14 protein-coding genes are annotated in these 14,717 nt (G+C 68.6%); 3 read left to right on the top strand and 11 right to left on the bottom strand.

The annotated features are described in order from the left end of the window. Positions 1–89: 89 nt before the first annotated feature. Both GCE86_RS09000 and GCE86_RS08995 read left to right on the top strand, forming a co-directional pair. Positions 90–656: a hypothetical protein gene (locus tag GCE86_RS09000; RefSeq protein ID WP_154226518.1), complete on the top strand. Its 567-nt coding sequence runs from the start codon at positions 90–92 to the stop codon at positions 654–656. 133 nt (positions 657–789) lie between these two features. After that, complete coding sequence (locus tag GCE86_RS08995; protein ID WP_154226517.1) at positions 790–930, top strand: hypothetical protein; 141 nt, start codon at positions 790–792, stop codon at positions 928–930. 615 nt (positions 931–1,545) lie between these two features. Here GCE86_RS08995 and GCE86_RS08990 read toward each other — a convergent pair. The 8 genes from GCE86_RS08990 to GCE86_RS08955 form a co-directional block, all read right to left on the bottom strand. Then, the gene (locus GCE86_RS08990; protein ID WP_154226516.1) at positions 1,546–2,838 is read right to left on the bottom strand and encodes a hypothetical protein; all 1,293 of its coding nucleotides are present in this window, start codon (positions 2,836–2,838) and stop codon (positions 1,546–1,548) included. Continuing rightward, positions 2,835–3,527 carry a GGDEF domain-containing protein gene (locus GCE86_RS08985; RefSeq protein WP_154226515.1) on the bottom strand — a complete coding sequence of 231 codons (693 nt, stop codon included), beginning with the start codon at positions 3,525–3,527 and terminating at the stop codon, positions 2,835–2,837. The genes GCE86_RS08990 and GCE86_RS08985 overlap by 4 nt, the downstream gene beginning before the upstream one ends. A gap of 165 nt (positions 3,528–3,692) precedes the next feature. Next, the gene (locus tag GCE86_RS08980) at positions 3,693–4,106 is read right to left on the bottom strand and encodes a hypothetical protein (RefSeq protein WP_154226514.1); all 414 of its coding nucleotides are present in this window, start codon (positions 4,104–4,106) and stop codon (positions 3,693–3,695) included. Positions 4,107–4,214: 108 nt separating this feature from the next. Then, positions 4,215–4,667, bottom strand: coding sequence for a hypothetical protein (locus GCE86_RS08975; protein ID WP_154226513.1), 453 nt, complete (start codon positions 4,665–4,667; stop codon positions 4,215–4,217). Positions 4,668–4,698: 31 nt separating this feature from the next. After that, positions 4,699–5,706, bottom strand: coding sequence for a DUF4192 domain-containing protein (locus GCE86_RS08970; RefSeq protein WP_154226512.1), 1,008 nt, complete (start codon positions 5,704–5,706; stop codon positions 4,699–4,701). Positions 5,707–5,851: 145 nt separating this feature from the next. Beyond that, positions 5,852–7,039, bottom strand: coding sequence for a hypothetical protein (locus tag GCE86_RS08965; protein WP_154226511.1), 1,188 nt, complete (start codon positions 7,037–7,039; stop codon positions 5,852–5,854). Between the two features lie 508 nt (positions 7,040–7,547). Further along, positions 7,548–8,423, bottom strand: coding sequence for a TRM11 family SAM-dependent methyltransferase (locus GCE86_RS08960; RefSeq protein ID WP_154226510.1), 876 nt, complete (start codon positions 8,421–8,423; stop codon positions 7,548–7,550). Then, positions 8,416–8,883, bottom strand: coding sequence for a hypothetical protein (locus tag GCE86_RS08955; protein ID WP_239542675.1), 468 nt, complete (start codon positions 8,881–8,883; stop codon positions 8,416–8,418). Before GCE86_RS08955 ends, GCE86_RS08960 begins: the two co-directional genes overlap by 8 nt. 387 nt (positions 8,884–9,270) lie before the next feature. On the opposite strand from GCE86_RS08955, the gene GCE86_RS08950 reads away from it, so the two are divergent. Then, positions 9,271–10,149: a hypothetical protein gene (locus GCE86_RS08950; RefSeq protein WP_239542677.1), complete on the top strand. Its 879-nt coding sequence runs from the start codon at positions 9,271–9,273 to the stop codon at positions 10,147–10,149. A gap of 211 nt (positions 10,150–10,360) precedes the next feature. On the opposite strand, the gene GCE86_RS08945 is transcribed toward GCE86_RS08950, so the two are convergent. The 3 genes from GCE86_RS08945 to GCE86_RS08935 are packed head-to-tail and all read right to left on the bottom strand — an operon-like array spanning position 10,361 to position 14,377. Beyond that, on the bottom strand, positions 10,361–12,532 hold the full coding sequence (locus GCE86_RS08945) for a CHAT domain-containing protein (RefSeq protein ID WP_154226509.1): 2,172 nt from the start codon (positions 12,530–12,532) through the stop codon (positions 10,361–10,363). Next, positions 12,529–13,650 carry a KAP family P-loop NTPase fold protein gene (locus tag GCE86_RS08940; protein ID WP_154226508.1) on the bottom strand — a complete coding sequence of 374 codons (1,122 nt, stop codon included), beginning with the start codon at positions 13,648–13,650 and terminating at the stop codon, positions 12,529–12,531. Before GCE86_RS08940 ends, GCE86_RS08945 begins: the two co-directional genes overlap by 4 nt. Then, positions 13,643–14,377 carry a hypothetical protein gene (locus GCE86_RS08935; protein WP_154226507.1) on the bottom strand — a complete coding sequence of 245 codons (735 nt, stop codon included), beginning with the start codon at positions 14,375–14,377 and terminating at the stop codon, positions 13,643–13,645. The genes GCE86_RS08940 and GCE86_RS08935 overlap by 8 nt, the downstream gene beginning before the upstream one ends. Between the last annotated feature and the right edge of the window lie 340 nt (positions 14,378–14,717).

The raw sequence follows: 14,717 nt of genomic DNA, 5'->3' as shown, positions 1-14,717 counted from the left end.
CCAGAGCCAAAGGTGGATGGAAGGCATCTCTTGGCCGGCGGCGGAGACTCGACCGACCTCCGGCGCTAGCCCGGTGTGACGGTGCCGCAATGCCAGGAAGCGACGTTCTTATGCCCAACCCGTACGCCTCATACGAGCTGGCCTTGCGCCCGGACCATCGCATCGTCATCTTGCGAGACATCGAATGTGACGCCGCCGTCGGAGACACGTCGGCAATCGAGCACGCCGTGCGCGACGTTGCGGCAGGTAACCGTTATGCCCTGTACCTGCACACGGTGCAGAATCTGCTCGCTACACACGTGTGGGTGGAGACGTGGACCGGGCCACCCGCTGATGAAGGCGTCGATACTGGCTGGACCAGTGCAGCGGCCGTAGATCTCGATTGCCCGACGGGCCTGCTGGTGCTCGGTGACGGGATGAGCGCGTCCATCGATGGAATCGATCCACCTGAGGGCCCAGGCCGGTACCGCATCGCTGTCTACCACCAAGGGCGCGAGCGAGCCGAGTTGGCATACCGCGAAGTCGTGCACGCCATGGGTCCGCGAGCAGGCCGGGCGGAAAGCGAGCTGCAGGCCCGGTACGGAGCCGTCGAGAAATACCTCCTTCGCATGTGGTGGCAGCAGGCTCTCCCGGACACTGACGACGATGACAACTGACGACCTCATCCCACGCACGTCGCCCGCTCGGTCGCATCGGCGTTAGCTGATGACCGCGGGCACCGCCTTGGCCGTCCTGGTAAGCGGCTTTCGTCCTTGGTTTCAGTCAGGATGGGTCGCTTCCACAAACGGGGTGAGCACCTACGAGACCAACAGCGCATCGGTTTGGGCCGCATCCACCGCCTGGAGCACGGCCCTAGTGCTCAACGCGACATCAGCCGCAGCCTCGATCCTGCTCGCCCGCGCATCGATCGTCACCTGCCGCCGGCGCTGAACTCCCTACGATGGGCATCCCGGCACTCTCCCTCCTTGGGGTCGTGCTCGTGCTCTGGGCATGAATCGAGATCCCCCGCGCCGATACGATCGGCGCCGGCGGGTGGAGCACCATCTCAGGCGGCCACGGTGGTGACATCGTCCGCGACCGGCTACAGGTCCTGCATCTCGACGGCTTGCGTTACGACATCGGTTGAGGTCTCTACGCTGGGATTCTCGCCATGTCCTCGCCGTATGCCCTGCTCCTTCTGCAAACTTTTCACACTCACCGACATGCGACCTAAATCTGCCCGGCTACCCGCGAGGCAGCTCCTTTTCCCGAAGACGCTGCAGCGATGCTCGTCCCTGACAGGTGGCTGACCCGCCCGAGCAGGAAATCCTCCGGCCTGGCCAGCCCTTCCACCGCAGGTCCACCCTTGCGGGCCCGTGCGAGCTCTCCGCCGAGATCCTGCGGCAATACGCCGAGCCCCGGATTCACACAGCAATGCCCCTGCTGCTCGGCAACACAGAGTCCACGCGCGAATCACGGCAAGGCCGAGTTATGCACCCTGGCCCACGTCACTGCCAGGGCTCGTGGCAGGGGGCAGAGCCCCTGCCACGACCTGATCGACGGGTTCTAGTCGTGGCCCTGGTCCGACCTGTGGATGCTGAGCATGCGCACGGTCGTGCTGAGCTTGACCGGCGCGTCATCGGGGCCTTTAAGGAAGGGGCTGATGTAGATGGGGCGGCGCAGCGCTCTGCGGGGTCCGTATGCCTGGTTGCGCCAGTGGCCGGACACCCAGAACCGGCTGCTCTGAGGGCGCCCTGGGTCACCTGACGCCGATCGCCCAGGCGACGGTCGGGTGCCGCGGTTGGCGCCGATGCGCACGATGCGCACCTCGGGCGTTGGTCGGTTGGTGCGGGCGTAGGACTTGCGGACGGCTTTGTCGACTTCTGCCATTGTGACGTTGGCAGCTTGCTGGGCGACCAGCAGCCAGGTGGCGACCAGCGCTGCCGCTGGATGTTCGCTATGCAGCAGGTGTTGGTCGTTTACCCGAACGGTGCTCATCGGGGCGAACCACCCCACCTGTTCGCGCAGTTGCTGGAGCGGTGTGTCGTGCAGGCCTCCGCCGATGGTTCGGTAGTTGATCAGGTGCCAGCCGTCGCTGGTGGCGGTCCAGGAGGCGGCGGTGATCCGCCGGGGCGTCACCGGGCGCGACCATACGAGCAGTCCGTCGGTGCCGGGCATGAGCTCGCGGTTGGTGGTGACGTCGGGGAGTTTCTCTGCGGCGTACTCGGCGAGGTCGGTGAAGTCGTCGTCGATCCAGAACAAGCCTGCTCGGTCCAGGCCGGCGGCGACCTCTTGGCGCGTTTCGGCGGTAGCGAGCGCGGTTGGGAGGCTGTCGGTACCTCGGTAGAAGCCGGCGAGCCGGTCGCGTACCTTGGGCAGCTCGCGTGCGGTGATGACGGTGGCGGGCCAGGCGGTGGTCGTGATGAGCGTCCGTCCAGGTTGCCGGGCGTTCAGGAACGCCTGGTGCAGTTCCTCGATGCGCTCTCGTACCTGCGGGTGGTCGGCGAGGCCGAATGCCTGCACCGCCCGGTCGACGACCTTGTCGGTTCTGTCGTCGTCGATGTGGCTCTGACACGTCGCGCAGGCGGCCCATGCGTGGCCGAGGTTCTGCACCAGTCCTGCAGCCGAGCCGAGCGCGAAGGCCGTGACTTCGCCGCCGACGAGCGTCCACGTGGGGAAAGGGTCACCGCAGAAGTCGCAGTGGCGGTTCACCGTGTCGAGCTGCCTGACCGGGACGGGTACTGGTTGGTGGCCGTCGGTGGCGAGTTGGATCGGGTGTACGTAGGTGGGGGGTGCGCCGAGGGTGTTCAGTGGGGAGAGGCAGATCTGGCAGGCCATCTCCTCGGGCGCCGCGGTCATGCCGTCGCCTCCTTGCTCAGGCGGCGGTCGCGCAGGCGCGGTCCTCGACGGCGCCCGACGGCGGGCATCGCCATCCCCGGCTCGTAGACGACGTGACGGTTCCGGCCGTGGTGTTTGGCGTGGTACATGGCAATGTCCGCGCGCCGGAGGGCCACCTCCTCGAACGGGTCCGTGCTCTCGACAAGGCCGATGCCGACGCTCGCGGTGACAGTGACCGTGACGGTCGCGCCGTCGGTCGTGAGGTCGACGGGCTGAGCGATGAGGGTGACGAAGGTGTCGGCAATGCGGGCCAGGTCGGCGGTGCGGACGGGCAGCAGTGCGGCGAACTCGTCGCCGGCGAGCCGGGCGGCGGTGCCGCCGTGGAGTGCGGCGATGTCGGCGATGCGGCCGCCGATGGCAGCCAGGACGTCGTCGCCTCGGTCATGGCCGTGGGTGTCGTTGACCGGTTTGAAGTCGTCGAGGTCGATCAGGACGACGACAATCGGCTGAGAGGCAGCGGCCTTAGCGAGGGCGACGTGTGCGGCGAGCAGGCCAGCGCGGTTGAGCATGCCGGTGACCGGGTCATGTTCCAGCTGCCAGATGGCGTCGGTGAGCCGGGTGCGGAGCCTGCGGACGATCGGCCACATGGTGAGGCCGCCGAGGGTGAATGACACCAACGCGGTGGCGATCATGATCAGTGGTAGGGACACTGGAGTCCTCCATTCGGTTGGAGAACCCGGGACGCATTCGTTTCTCAGGCGGGCGTCCCGGGTCCTGATACGACGACGGCCCGCCTTGTGGCGGGCCGTTTTGCTGCTTGTGCCGATAGTTGGCGGCACGGCAATGGCTGCATCGGTGGAGGCGACGCTGGCGTGCTAACTCAGGCGATATGGCGAGCGGCAGGGGGCCGTCACGAGGCGACCTGGCCACGACCGGCGGATCGGAGGGTGCTGTCGCGAACGCAATGTGGGGGGTCGCGTCGAGGTGGACCGGTTAGCCGCAGGTGTTCGCGCTAGCCGCACACGGGGTGCGCGGCCATCGGCGCGCAGTGTGCCGGCCAGGTCAGCGGGGATGTCGGCATAGGGTTCGACGGCCAGGAGCACTTCGTTCGGGTCGAGAATCGTCTCGAGCAGACCGAGCCGGACGGTGTCGGGTTGGTTGTGGGGGTCGGTGACCGGATCCCAAGCGAAGTCAACGACGGTCGCGAAGTAGGTGCGGTGTGGGTTCCAGCCGACCTGGATGGTGTAGCGGTCGAAGCCGGGTTTGGGTGCGAGGGTGTAGAGGCTCATCTGGTTCCTCTCGCGGGTGGGCAGCCGAAGCCCGTCCGGCAGGAGTTGCGCGGGTTGCGCCGCAGCGAGCGGCAGATGGCGGCCTGCGGGGTCGCCGGACTCTCGGGCTCATGCCTCGGGGTGGCGGGCGCGTTGCTCGGCGAGGTCGACGATCTTGTCGCGGCGGGCGGCGGGAAGGTCGGCGAGCAGGTCGACGTACTGCTGTTCCTGTGCGGTGACGGGTTCGGCGAAGGCCGCTTTGTAGGCCAGGCGCGCGGCTTCGTGTGCGGCCTCGATCGGGCCGCTGTGGTCGTAGGCGTTGGCGATCTGACGCAGCTGCTCGGCCGCGGCGAGGGGGTCGCGGGACAGGGAGATGTCGTAGATGCGGAAGTTCGGCGGCAGGTCCGCGGCGCCGATGGCGGTGATCAGGCACAGGTTGGCCTGGACGTGGTAGGCGTGGGCCTCGCTGCGGGCCGGCGTTTCGCCGCGGGCTCGCACTGCGGCGCGTTCGGCGTGGCAGCGCAGCCGGGCTTCGTCGGCGTGTCTGGCGAGGGCGAGCAGCATGCTGCGGGTGGGATCCATCGGAGTCCTCCTGTTGTTGAAGGTGTGCCGGCTATTGGGCCGAGGGGTTGGTTCGGGCGTTGGCGATGGCCTGCTCGAACACCGTGGGTGGGAGGCCGGCGTGCAGGGTCTGCAGCAGCAGGTCGGCGAGCCGGTAGTCGGGGTCGACCTGCAGGGCGCGGTCTGCTGCCATGCCCGCCAAGGTGCCGTCACCGCAGCGCCATGCGGTGATGGCGAGGAGGGTGGCCGGTGCCGGCACGAGCGGCTCCTCGGCGCGGCGGGTGATGTCGGCCCAGAACGTGACGTGCGGGTCGTGCGGCTGGGTGAGGTCTACGGCAAGGTCCCGCACCGACGGCCGCTTCAGGAGCAGGGTGAGCCAGGCGACCTCGTCGTCGGTGAGGCGCTCGCCGTCGTCGTGCATGCGCAGCGCGTCGTGGACCGCCCGGGCGCCAGCCTCGTCCGCGGCGGCCTCGCCGGCGGCGCTCACCGCTGTCAGGCGGGTGACCGCCTCGGTGGTGGCGCGGCGCATGCAATCCCGGGCGGCGCCGTCGACGGATGCGAACCGGGCGGCCACGGCTGCCCGGTTCGGTAGTGCGACCTGCCCGGCGGCGGTTGCCTGCACGGCGATCAGCGAGGCAGTGGGATCGAACGGAGTGCCCTGCGGTGGGCAGCAGTCGGGGTTGTCGCAGGTGAGGTTGAAGACCCGCCTACCGGTGACCCGCAGCAGTTCCAGCAGCGCCATGCCACTGGCGGTGAGCGCCTCGCCGACAGTCAGGAGTGCCGGATCGATGTGCTCAGCTCCGTATCCGACGAGCATGAGGTCGGTGATCGGCTGCTGCCGCCGCAGGACCGGGACCATGTTGGCGGCGACGTCGAGGATCTGGCTTGCCGGGGCATCGGGGGCGGGCAGGTCACCTCGGGCGGCGAAGACGATCCGCCGGTCTCTGCTCGCGATGACGACGATGCTGCCGTCGCTGGGACGGAAGCCGAGGAGGTAGGGCACGGCGGCCACCAGGTCGGCCGGTGATCGCACGCTCAACTTGTTGTCGGGGAACGACATGACGATCTCCAATACGGGTTTCCTGTCGGCGATAACGGGAAGCTCGGCACGCCGGATGAGCCGCCGGTGCGTGTCGGCTGGGCGCGACGCAATGCGGCTCTCCGGAGGTAGGCGCATCGAGCAGCCGCTCGGGGCGCTCGACGGTTCAGTCGCGGTCGGGGTCCAGGTAGAGGTCGACACCGGCGCCCTCGAGGCTGGCGGTCAGCGTGATCGGGGTCTGCTCGACGTCGGCCAGCGCGCGGTTCAGGTCGGCGCGGACGAGGACCTCGGCGGCTGCGGTCGCGTCGGCGGAGGTGGTGTGGCCGCGGAGCCACATGTCGTACTCGTGCCGCCACGGCACAAGCCAGCCGTCCTGGTCGACCGTGGCGTACTCAGGGGCGGTCCAGCCGTACGCGGTCCACGGCCGTGTCTCGTCCGGGCTGTCGGTTGTGGCCGCCCGCAGCGTGTCCCGGGCCGCGTCGCATGCCTCGGAGGCAGTGCCGGCAGGGAGCCGCAGTGTTACGTCGGCGATGACCGTGACGTGGTGTGCCTGAGGTAGGCCGGCGAGCCCGAGATCGGCTAGGAACTTGCTGACCCGCTCGGCGGTTCGTTGATAGCAGCCACCGATTTCGTCGTCGCCCAGTGCGCGGATAGCGCGGGTGCGGATGTTGCGTCGCAGCGCGGCGAGGACCTGCACTGCCGCGTCCCGTGCCGCCGTCGCGGCGGGGAGGTCATCGGCGTCGGTCAGCTGCACTGTGCCGGTCACGGGCTGCGCCTCGGTGTCGATGTCGTCCACCGGGACGTCGTCCGGGCCGTCGGCGCCCCGCCACCTCAGCCCGGTCAGGGAGATGCCGGCGTCAGCCAGCGCAGGCAGGTGGCCCTCCACGATCGCGGCAGCGGCGCGGAGCGCCTGCGCCTCGCGGGTTGCGGTGACCCACGTCTGGACGGTGACCTGCACCGTGATGCGGTACCGCCGCGGATCGGGTTGGCCATTCTCTGGCGGTGCGGGTGTTACGTCGATGACGTGTCTCGGGTAGACCGCCATCGCCGGCTGAAGGCGGCGCAGTTCGTCTGGCACGCCGAGGCGTGCCTGCTCGCGGGCCTCACCCAGGTCGGCGTGGGTTCGGGTGTGCGACAGTTGGGCGTCAGCGGAGACGGTCCATCGGTGCGGCAGCGGCTTTAAGCCCCACGTGGCGAGGGCGTCCTCGCAGCCGGGCCGGCAGATCAGCCGGTTCCGCAGGGCGGCGATGAGAGCGGAGCGGGCCTCGGCAGCGAGGGCCTGCCGCTGTTCGATGGCGGCGATCGTTTCGGCGTGCAGAGTGCAGATCTGCTCCGCCAGGTTGGCGTCGGTCATTGCTGCGGCGCCCGAGTGCCGGCGGCGGTCGAACGGATCCTTGCGATCCGCGCAGCGCAGGAGGCCAACCGGACGGTGGCCCTGTCGCTTGCTCGGCCGGATCCTTGGTTCACGCCGACGGGTGCGGCGACGTCGGTAAGGAGATTGGGCAGGGCCGCGTTGTGCGGCTCAGCACGGAGATGGCCGTCTGTCAGGTACCGGGCGGGACGAAGCATGTGCCCTCCTTGAGGCATGAAGGAAGGCGGCCACCAGGTGGTGGCCGCCTTCAGGGACAGGGGTGCCAGGCCCCGGTCGCCGCTGAGGCGAGGGGCGGGTCATGACTGCGGGGATCTAAGCCTGTGGACGGCGGCCGACCGGGAAGGGTGGGCGCGATGTCGTCGCGGACGCAGCAGATCAGCAGCAGGAGAAAGAAAGAAGAGGCTTCAAGCTAATCGCGATCCTGCTGGTGTGGCGTGGGCTGTCAGGTGTTGCCGTCTGGCGGGACCTGACAGCACCGGCTCACCTGATGTCAGGCTGTGGCCGGCGTGACGCGGGAATTCTGATGGCCGCGCCGGAGGACCAGCACGTCCTCATGTGCGACAAGGTGTACCGGCACGCCCTCGGCCCTGGACTTGCGTACCGCCATGAGGCCGAACATCGAGGCGCGGTGCACGATCTGCCCGTCGCGGACGGCGGCGAGCATCGCCGCGCACCGCTGCACCGGAATCAGCCCGACCGACTGGGCGACGGCCAGGAACTCGCCGGGTAGGTCGATGAAGTCGTCCGGGCGGCGCCGTACCGGTCGGCACGTGATGACCACCGTGCCGCCGGGGCGCAGCAGCTGGTAGCTGGCGGCCATGATCGCGGCGAACCCGTCGAGCAGACCCGACCATCCGACGTAGGCAAGGTTGCCCCGCCGCCGGTCGCCGTACACGTGCGCCCGCTTCGTCACCCCGGTGCCAGTTGCCCGGACAAGTCCGTGGGTGGAGCGGCCGTACGGCGGGGAGGTGAGCACGAGCCCGACCTCACCGACCGCCGACGCGGGGGCGAGTTCCAGCAGGCCGGTTGCGTCGCCGGTGATCACCTCCGCCGTGCCAGGGGCGCACTGGGACGCCGCGAGGGCAATGTTGGCCGCCGCCAACGCGGTGAACCGCGGTTCGATGTCCACGCCGAGCGCACGCCGCCCGAGGTGCATGGCCTCCACAAGCGTGGTGCCCGACCCGCACATCGGGTCGAGCACCAGATCCCCAGGCGCGGTGTAGGCGGCAATGGCATGCGCAGCGAGATGGGGCAGCATCTTCCCCGGGTGCGTGGACGACTCTGGCACGTACCGGCCCCGTCGCTGGTCCCGAGAGGGCTGCTGGCAAGTCAGCCACACCGATGTAATCGGCAGAGGCTCAGACATCGCCGCCTCCCGCCTGTGCCTGGTCGGTGCTACGCGTCAGGATTAGCACGTCAGTGTGAATGTCCAGCTGCGTGTGCTGGCCACGTCGGGGCGGCCGGTCGGCTGCCACGATGTGCTGCAGGTACGCCAGCCCGACCCGCTTCGTGGCGGCGACGACGTCGACCGGAAGGACGACGTCTCCGTGCGGCAGCAGCACCGCCACGCAGCCGCCCGGCACGAGGCTCTCCCGGCAGCGTCCGAAGAACTCGACCGGTGAATCGGTGTTGTCGACTGGCCAGCCGCTGACGATCAGCGTCGCCGCCTCGCGGCCCCAACCGCCCTGGCAGGCTGCTTGTAGGTGGCTGCGGCGGTGTGCGGCGATGATGGCACGGGCCAGCTGCGGGCCCCCAGCCAGGTCGATGATCAGGTCGGACGGGTGGGTGAGGTTGTGGACCAGCCGGACGCCCATCTCGTTGGACATGGTCTCGCCCGGCTGCGGGGCGGGGACCGGCCAGACGGTGATCGGCACGGGCGGGTCACCGGGCACCACGTCTCCCACGGGGAGCGGCGCGCTGTGACGGTTGGTATCGGTCATGGGCACGGTGGCCCCCGGACCGGCGGGCGTACTGACGATCCTCAGTACGCCGCTGACAACCCGATCGAACCCGCTTCCGGCCTGACAGCACCAGTCATCGCGGCGCCTGACAGCCAGTCACCCACCGTGCGGGCGGTCGGCACACCGCGAACCTGACACCAGCGGACACAACCTGTCCCGGTCGGACGATCGCTCGTGGTGTCAGGTCGAGCTGTCCCAATCGAGGTCTCGGCCTTCGCACAGGGCGAAGCGCTACGTGGAGGGGACGTCACCATGGCAACGACCACTCGAACGAGGACGGCCAATACGGCGCTGACCACCGCCGAGAAGGCCTTCGAGCTGCTGACCTGCCAACCCGCGCCGCTGGTTTTCGACGCCCGCCCGGTGCCAGGGCTGCCAGACACGGCGATGCCGCTCGACGAACTGCGCAAGCTGCTGGTATTCCAGCGCTACGACAGCGACACCACCGACGAGCTGTGGCGGCAGCTGGCCCACCACGCCCGCGAATGCGGGCCAGCCTGGGTCGTCGGCGCAATCGGCGTAGCGCTGCCCGCACTGACGCACCTCGCGGCGAAAATCAGCCCCGGACAACCCGGGCACGCCGACGACGTGGACTCCGAAGTCCTGGCCGCGTTCCTTCAAGCGCTACGCACGGCGGACCTCGCTCCGCCCAAGCTATGGCTGCGGCTGTGCTGGGCGGCATGGCGCGCCGGCGCCGCAGTCGTCAAGACCAACAACGACCAGGAGTTGCCGCCGGACCTGCCCAGCGGCTCACGGTCGCCGAGGATGCCCTACGGGCATCCCGACCTGCTGCTCGGCCGAGCAGCAGTCGCCGGCCTGATTACCGCCGAAGCCGCCGAGCTCATCAGCGCTACCCGCTTCGGTGACGCATTGATCGAGCAACTCGCCGCCGAGAAGGGCGTGACCGCACCAGTCCTGCGCATGCGCAGACGCCGCGCCGAACGCATCGTGGCGGCTGCCGTAACACGCGGCGATCTATCTGACGCCGCCCGCTCCTCGGACCGCCACGAACCCGCAACACGGCCGGACAACGCCGAAGCAGGTCGGCATACATGCAGAGCGCCCGGATCGCGGCAAGACAGTTCATTGCCCAGGGGTGTTGCGGGCGGTCAATCAGCCGTTGGAGCCTGACTCGCTCGCCTGCAGCGACTATCCGTTGCCGTCCGGATCGCCGAACTAGACGAAGGTGCCTCATGGCTGAACTTCAACGCGTCAGATCATCGACGCGACCGACGTCGACCGTGCCAACCGGCGCGCCGACCCTCGACCAGACGACCCCAGCTAAGCCATGGCCAGCACTTACCGAAGACGCGATGATTCTCGCGATGAAGTAGACAAGTCATTAACTCATCCCGCCGAGGCGGCGAAGACGGATCAGCTCAAGCATGGCCGGATCGGCGGCGAACAGGGCCCACGCCGACCAATCCCAGCCCTGCATGAAGAGGCCTTTGCGGGCCTCGGAAAGGCATGCCTCGAGAGGGTAGCCGTCAATGAAGGCCTGGTAGAACTCCTGGGCAAAGCGCAGGGCTGCGTTGTCGAAGACCGTCCGTGTAGTGGCGATCGCGGCTGGAACTCCCTGCCGGACGATGCTCTGGCATACCCCGAACGTCGCCCGGTCGGCGGTGCCCGGGGTGACACCGGTGTCGCAGCCGCTCAGCACCGCGAGGACCACGCCTGAATCCCATAGCTGGACGGCAAGCTCGTCGGCCGTCAGCAGGAAGGGGTCGCCGTCGTCATCGTGGAGGATCAGCGCCGCCACACCTTCGGTGTGGTCGATCCCGCCGTGGCCGGTGTAGTGAAGGATGTGTGGCCGGACACGCCGCAGGCTCTCCCGCAAGTCGCGTTCGGTGGCGTCCTCGATGGTTGTCACCGACGCCCATCCCTTCTGCTCGGCCTCCGCGAAGCTCTCCCGCAGCAACCGCAACTCCTGGCGAGCACCTGGCAGTGGCGCCACGCCACGCGGCTCTGAATGCACCGCCAGAACCCGCAGAGTCGCGCCGACTGCGCGGTGCGCCTCGTTGATCGCGTCGTTGACCAGGCGGACCACGGAGAGCTTCACGGTCAGACCGGCCATGACCCGGAGGGCGGGAATCCGCAGGCACTCCCAAGGCAAATCGGTGAGGTCAACGAGCCCGGAGGAGACGGTCAGCCGCACTCGCGGGTTACCGGTCAGGGCGGTGAGAAAGCGCGACGTGGCTTCGGCGTCCGCGCCGAGAGTCTGACGCCACAGAACCTCGCCGATCTGCTCCACCAGAACGGCCGCGTCCGGCAAGCGTGCGACGTCCCGGAGCGTCGTGTTCGGACGGAGCGATGTGGTTGACGCGGACACATATGCATCCCGCAGGCTGGCAGCGGCGCTCCGGAGCTCCCCGATGTCGATCTCGACGGGCCAAACATAATTTCCCGACGCGGTGGTCAGTGCCGCAATGCCCTGCCAACGACTTTGCTCGGGCTGGTGCGTGGCGCGGGCCACGTCGGGTGGGTCCAGACGAAGCGCGACGTTGGTGTAGGGGGCCCACTCCACGTTCGGCTCGGCCGGCGGCGGCTGGCCCTCCACGGCGCCCACCACGCGGGTCAACTGACCGTCGAAGATCGTTCGAAAGTGCGGAGGGATGCGCAGGAACTCGCTCAGCCGCTCGTCGCTCTCGTACGCGCGCCAGGCGTCCGACGGCGCCTCAACATCAGTGTCGCCGAGAATGCTCGCCTCGAGTTGGCGCAGGCGCCGGATGCCACCGGGCGTGCGGACTCGCTCCATCAGATCGGGCCAACCCAGCTCCAGCATGCGGACCTTCGCGAAGCGGCGGCGCCGAACGAGGTCGAGAGCGACGCCGAGCCGCACCTTCGCGTACGCGTCGAAGTCTTCATCGGCGGCTTTGGCGGCGGCCAGCAAGGTCTGGGCTGCCTGGTGGTAAGAGTCCGGGTCCTCGCCGTAGTCGGGGAGAGTGGTGGGATGTCGGGGCAGCGCGGCGACATTCGCCCGGAGATACTCCATCGGCACCTGGGAGATCCGGGGGGATCCGGCCAGCAGCAGTGGCCACCGGTCAATGCTGAGGGCCCCGCTCGGATCGCGCTGACGGACCAGCGCCGGGCGCTCGTCGAGGTCGGTGCGCGCCCGCTGGGCGTCGAGCCATTTGTCGATGGCGTCAATCTGCGTCAGGTAGTCGTTCCGGTAGGTGCCCTGCCGCACGATCTCCGCGAGCTTCTGGTCGTCGTGCCAGAGCCGGAGCACCCGCTCGAAGAACTGGAGGTGGAGCCAGCCAACCGAGGTGGTGCCCACCTGGTCGCCGACGGTCTGCGCGATATAGGTGAACGGCCCGTCCCGGCTGACAATCGTGCCTCCAGCTGCGTGCGCGTCGGTAAATCGCAGCAGGATCTCCAGGGTCCTTCTGGTCACGTTCTCCGCGGTGAGCCGATCGGCGAGCACATCCCGATGTTCCTCAACGCTGGGATCGGTCGCGATCATCTGCACTAGCTGGTGCCAGAGCTTGACGGGCTCGACCGGGGCCGTGGTCATGCGCTCTCGCCGCCCTTCTCCGCCTGCTCGCGTTCGAAGCCGAACGCGAGCAGATCGCACTGCTGTTTGAGGCGGCGCGGGTTGCCCCGGGTCGCAATGTCGATGAGATCGGCAGCGCCGACCCACTCCGGGAACTGGGCCGCGATGAACCGGTCGGATGAGGAATCCCGCACGGCGGAGACGGCGATTCCCATCTGGATCACCTTCTCGAGATACATCCGGGCGTCCACCTGTTTAATCGCGTTGACGCCGCCGACCCGGGCGCTGAGCCCGCGGTAGAGCACAAGTTGATCGACGGCCACGATGAACAGGCAGCTGGCCTCGGCTTCTGCGCTCTCCGAAAGAAAGATCTTGATGGTCTCGAGGACGTCAAAGGCGACCTCCGGCAGGCATCGGTCAAGGTCATCGATGAGCACGACGGTGCGGGGGTGGCTCGCCGCCCTGAACAGCTCGCGGACACCCTGCCGCATTTCCTCGACAGTGGCGACGCTGCGCTCCGCGGTTTTCTTCGCGGCCGTGTCCGGGCCCTTTCCGAGTAGACCACGTATCGGCCCGAGCGGACTCCCCACCGCTGCGGCAATGTCGACGACGAGGCCGGCCAGTGTGGAGAGCTGCCGGGCTGACTCGGCGTCGCTGACGGCGCGGCTGGCGACCGCAGTCGCTCGGCCGAACGTGGCCATCAGCCGCTCGAAGTCGTCGCCGCGCTGCTCCTCATCGCTCTTCTCGGTGCTGCTGGGAAAGACCTCGCCGAGCAGCAGGCTGCGCAGCCGAGCCGGCAACGACCGTGCTGGCCCGCGCGTGGCATCGCGGTCGACTGGAACTTTGTAGACCGCTCGGGCGACCGTCTCCAACAGTGCCCGCCAGACGGCGTCGGCCGTGACGTAAGGCCAGGCCGAGAACTCGATAAACCGCCTGTCCCGCCAGCCGTCCTGCTGGCCGAGGTAGTGGCTGACGAGGTTAGCCAGGGTGGTCTTGCCCTCCCCCCACGCGCCGTAGATCCCGAGCGTGAAGGGCAACGGCCGCCCGGCCACGCGCCGGGCGAGCCGTTCCGCGTCGCCTGACATTGCTAGTAGGTCGTCGCACGGATCGGAGATCGGCGTGTCGATAGCGTCAGGCACGAGGCCTCCCCGTGACGACCACCCAGCCGAGCAGGAGCAACGCCGCGAAGGCCGCCGCGAAAATCCAACCCCCTGTCACCGCCAACAGAAGCATGGCGAGCACAAGGGCGCTGCCGCCCAGCACGGTCCGCATGTGGATTAGGCGAGGCCGCTTCCGCGCCACTAGCCGCACCGGCCCAACGATGATGAGCAGGAGAAGGGCGAGGGCGGCCCACGCCACGGCGGAGGCGGCCGCACGGGTACCCTTCGCCAGAATCCGCAGACGATTGGTGGCAGCCGTCTCACTTTTCTTGGCCTTCTCGGTCGCGGTCCGCAACTCGCGGTCGGCCGAGGATTGGGCGGCGATCGCCGTGTCGGCCTCCACCCGCAACGCACGTAGCAGCGCCTCGCGGTCATCAATGCTTTCGTGGAGCTTGACGGCATCCTGCTCGCTCACGCGAACCACCGCGACTCGGTCAGCCACTTGCTTAACCCGCTCCTCGGCCATCTTGGACTCGAGCGCCTTGCGGAGCGACCGCACCCCATCGGCCTCTTGCTGGGCGCTCAGCAGCCTCCGGCCAGCCGCAGTGGTCGCCATCGCCGGACCGTCCTCGCCCCACGGCGGGTCGAGCCGTGGGGCCAGTGCCGACCCGGCCACGTACGCGAGCACCGCAAGGACCACTGCCAGTCCCGCATCGAGCCGGCTCATGGCGGCCGGGCGACCGTCCGGGAGGACTGACTGCGACACGAGGACAGGCTACCGGCGCGCAGCGCGATCGCCCGCTCACCGAACGGTTGCTAACAAAGGCCACTTCGCCCGATTGGGTGAGCAAGATCCAGAGGTCCGCCATGGCGGCTTATCGAGGCGGATCCCGCGTTGCTTTCCCGGCTGCCAGTTCGGCAACCGCGGCGCCGCACCGTGTACCTCGACGCGATACGCCGTCCCGGGCAATGCCTGGTTCCCGGGACGCGCCAACCCTTGCTCGGCAGCCTGAGTCGCTGACTGGTTCGGTCAGGTTGTGACAGGCTGGCGGGGAGTTCATCGGACCTGACAGCCGAGATCTGAGTAGTGCATGTCATCCACGGCA

Origin of the sequence: Micromonospora terminaliae (assembly GCF_009671205.1) — a bacterium.
Lineage (GTDB): Bacteria > Actinomycetota > Actinomycetes > Mycobacteriales > Micromonosporaceae > Micromonospora > Micromonospora terminaliae.
The sequence above is the reverse complement of the archived record's forward strand: the minus strand, read 5'-3'. Positions and strand labels throughout refer to the sequence as shown.

Bases quoted from the DNA above. Each gene is read 5' to 3' on its own strand.
- GCE86_RS09000 (WP_154226518.1), top strand. From the start codon at position 90: ATGCCAGGAAGCGACGTTCTTATGCCCAACCCGTACGCCTCATACGAG.
- GCE86_RS08990 (WP_154226516.1), bottom strand. From the start codon at position 2,838: ATGACCGCGGCGCCCGAGGAGATGGCCTGCCAGATCTGCCTCTCCCCA.
- GCE86_RS08980 (WP_154226514.1), bottom strand. From the start codon at position 4,106: ATGAGCCTCTACACCCTCGCACCCAAACCCGGCTTCGACCGCTACACC.
- GCE86_RS08975 (WP_154226513.1), bottom strand. From the start codon at position 4,667: ATGGATCCCACCCGCAGCATGCTGCTCGCCCTCGCCAGACACGCCGAC.
- GCE86_RS08970 (WP_154226512.1), bottom strand. From the start codon at position 5,706: ATGTCGTTCCCCGACAACAAGTTGAGCGTGCGATCACCGGCCGACCTG.
- GCE86_RS08965 (WP_154226511.1), bottom strand. From the start codon at position 7,039: ATGACCGACGCCAACCTGGCGGAGCAGATCTGCACTCTGCACGCCGAA.
- GCE86_RS08960 (WP_154226510.1), bottom strand. From the start codon at position 8,423: ATGTCTGAGCCTCTGCCGATTACATCGGTGTGGCTGACTTGCCAGCAG.
- GCE86_RS08955 (WP_239542675.1), bottom strand. From the start codon at position 8,883: ATGTCCAACGAGATGGGCGTCCGGCTGGTCCACAACCTCACCCACCCG.
- GCE86_RS08950 (WP_239542677.1), top strand. From the start codon at position 9,271: ATGGCAACGACCACTCGAACGAGGACGGCCAATACGGCGCTGACCACC.
- GCE86_RS08945 (WP_154226509.1), bottom strand. From the start codon at position 12,532: ATGACCACGGCCCCGGTCGAGCCCGTCAAGCTCTGGCACCAGCTAGTG.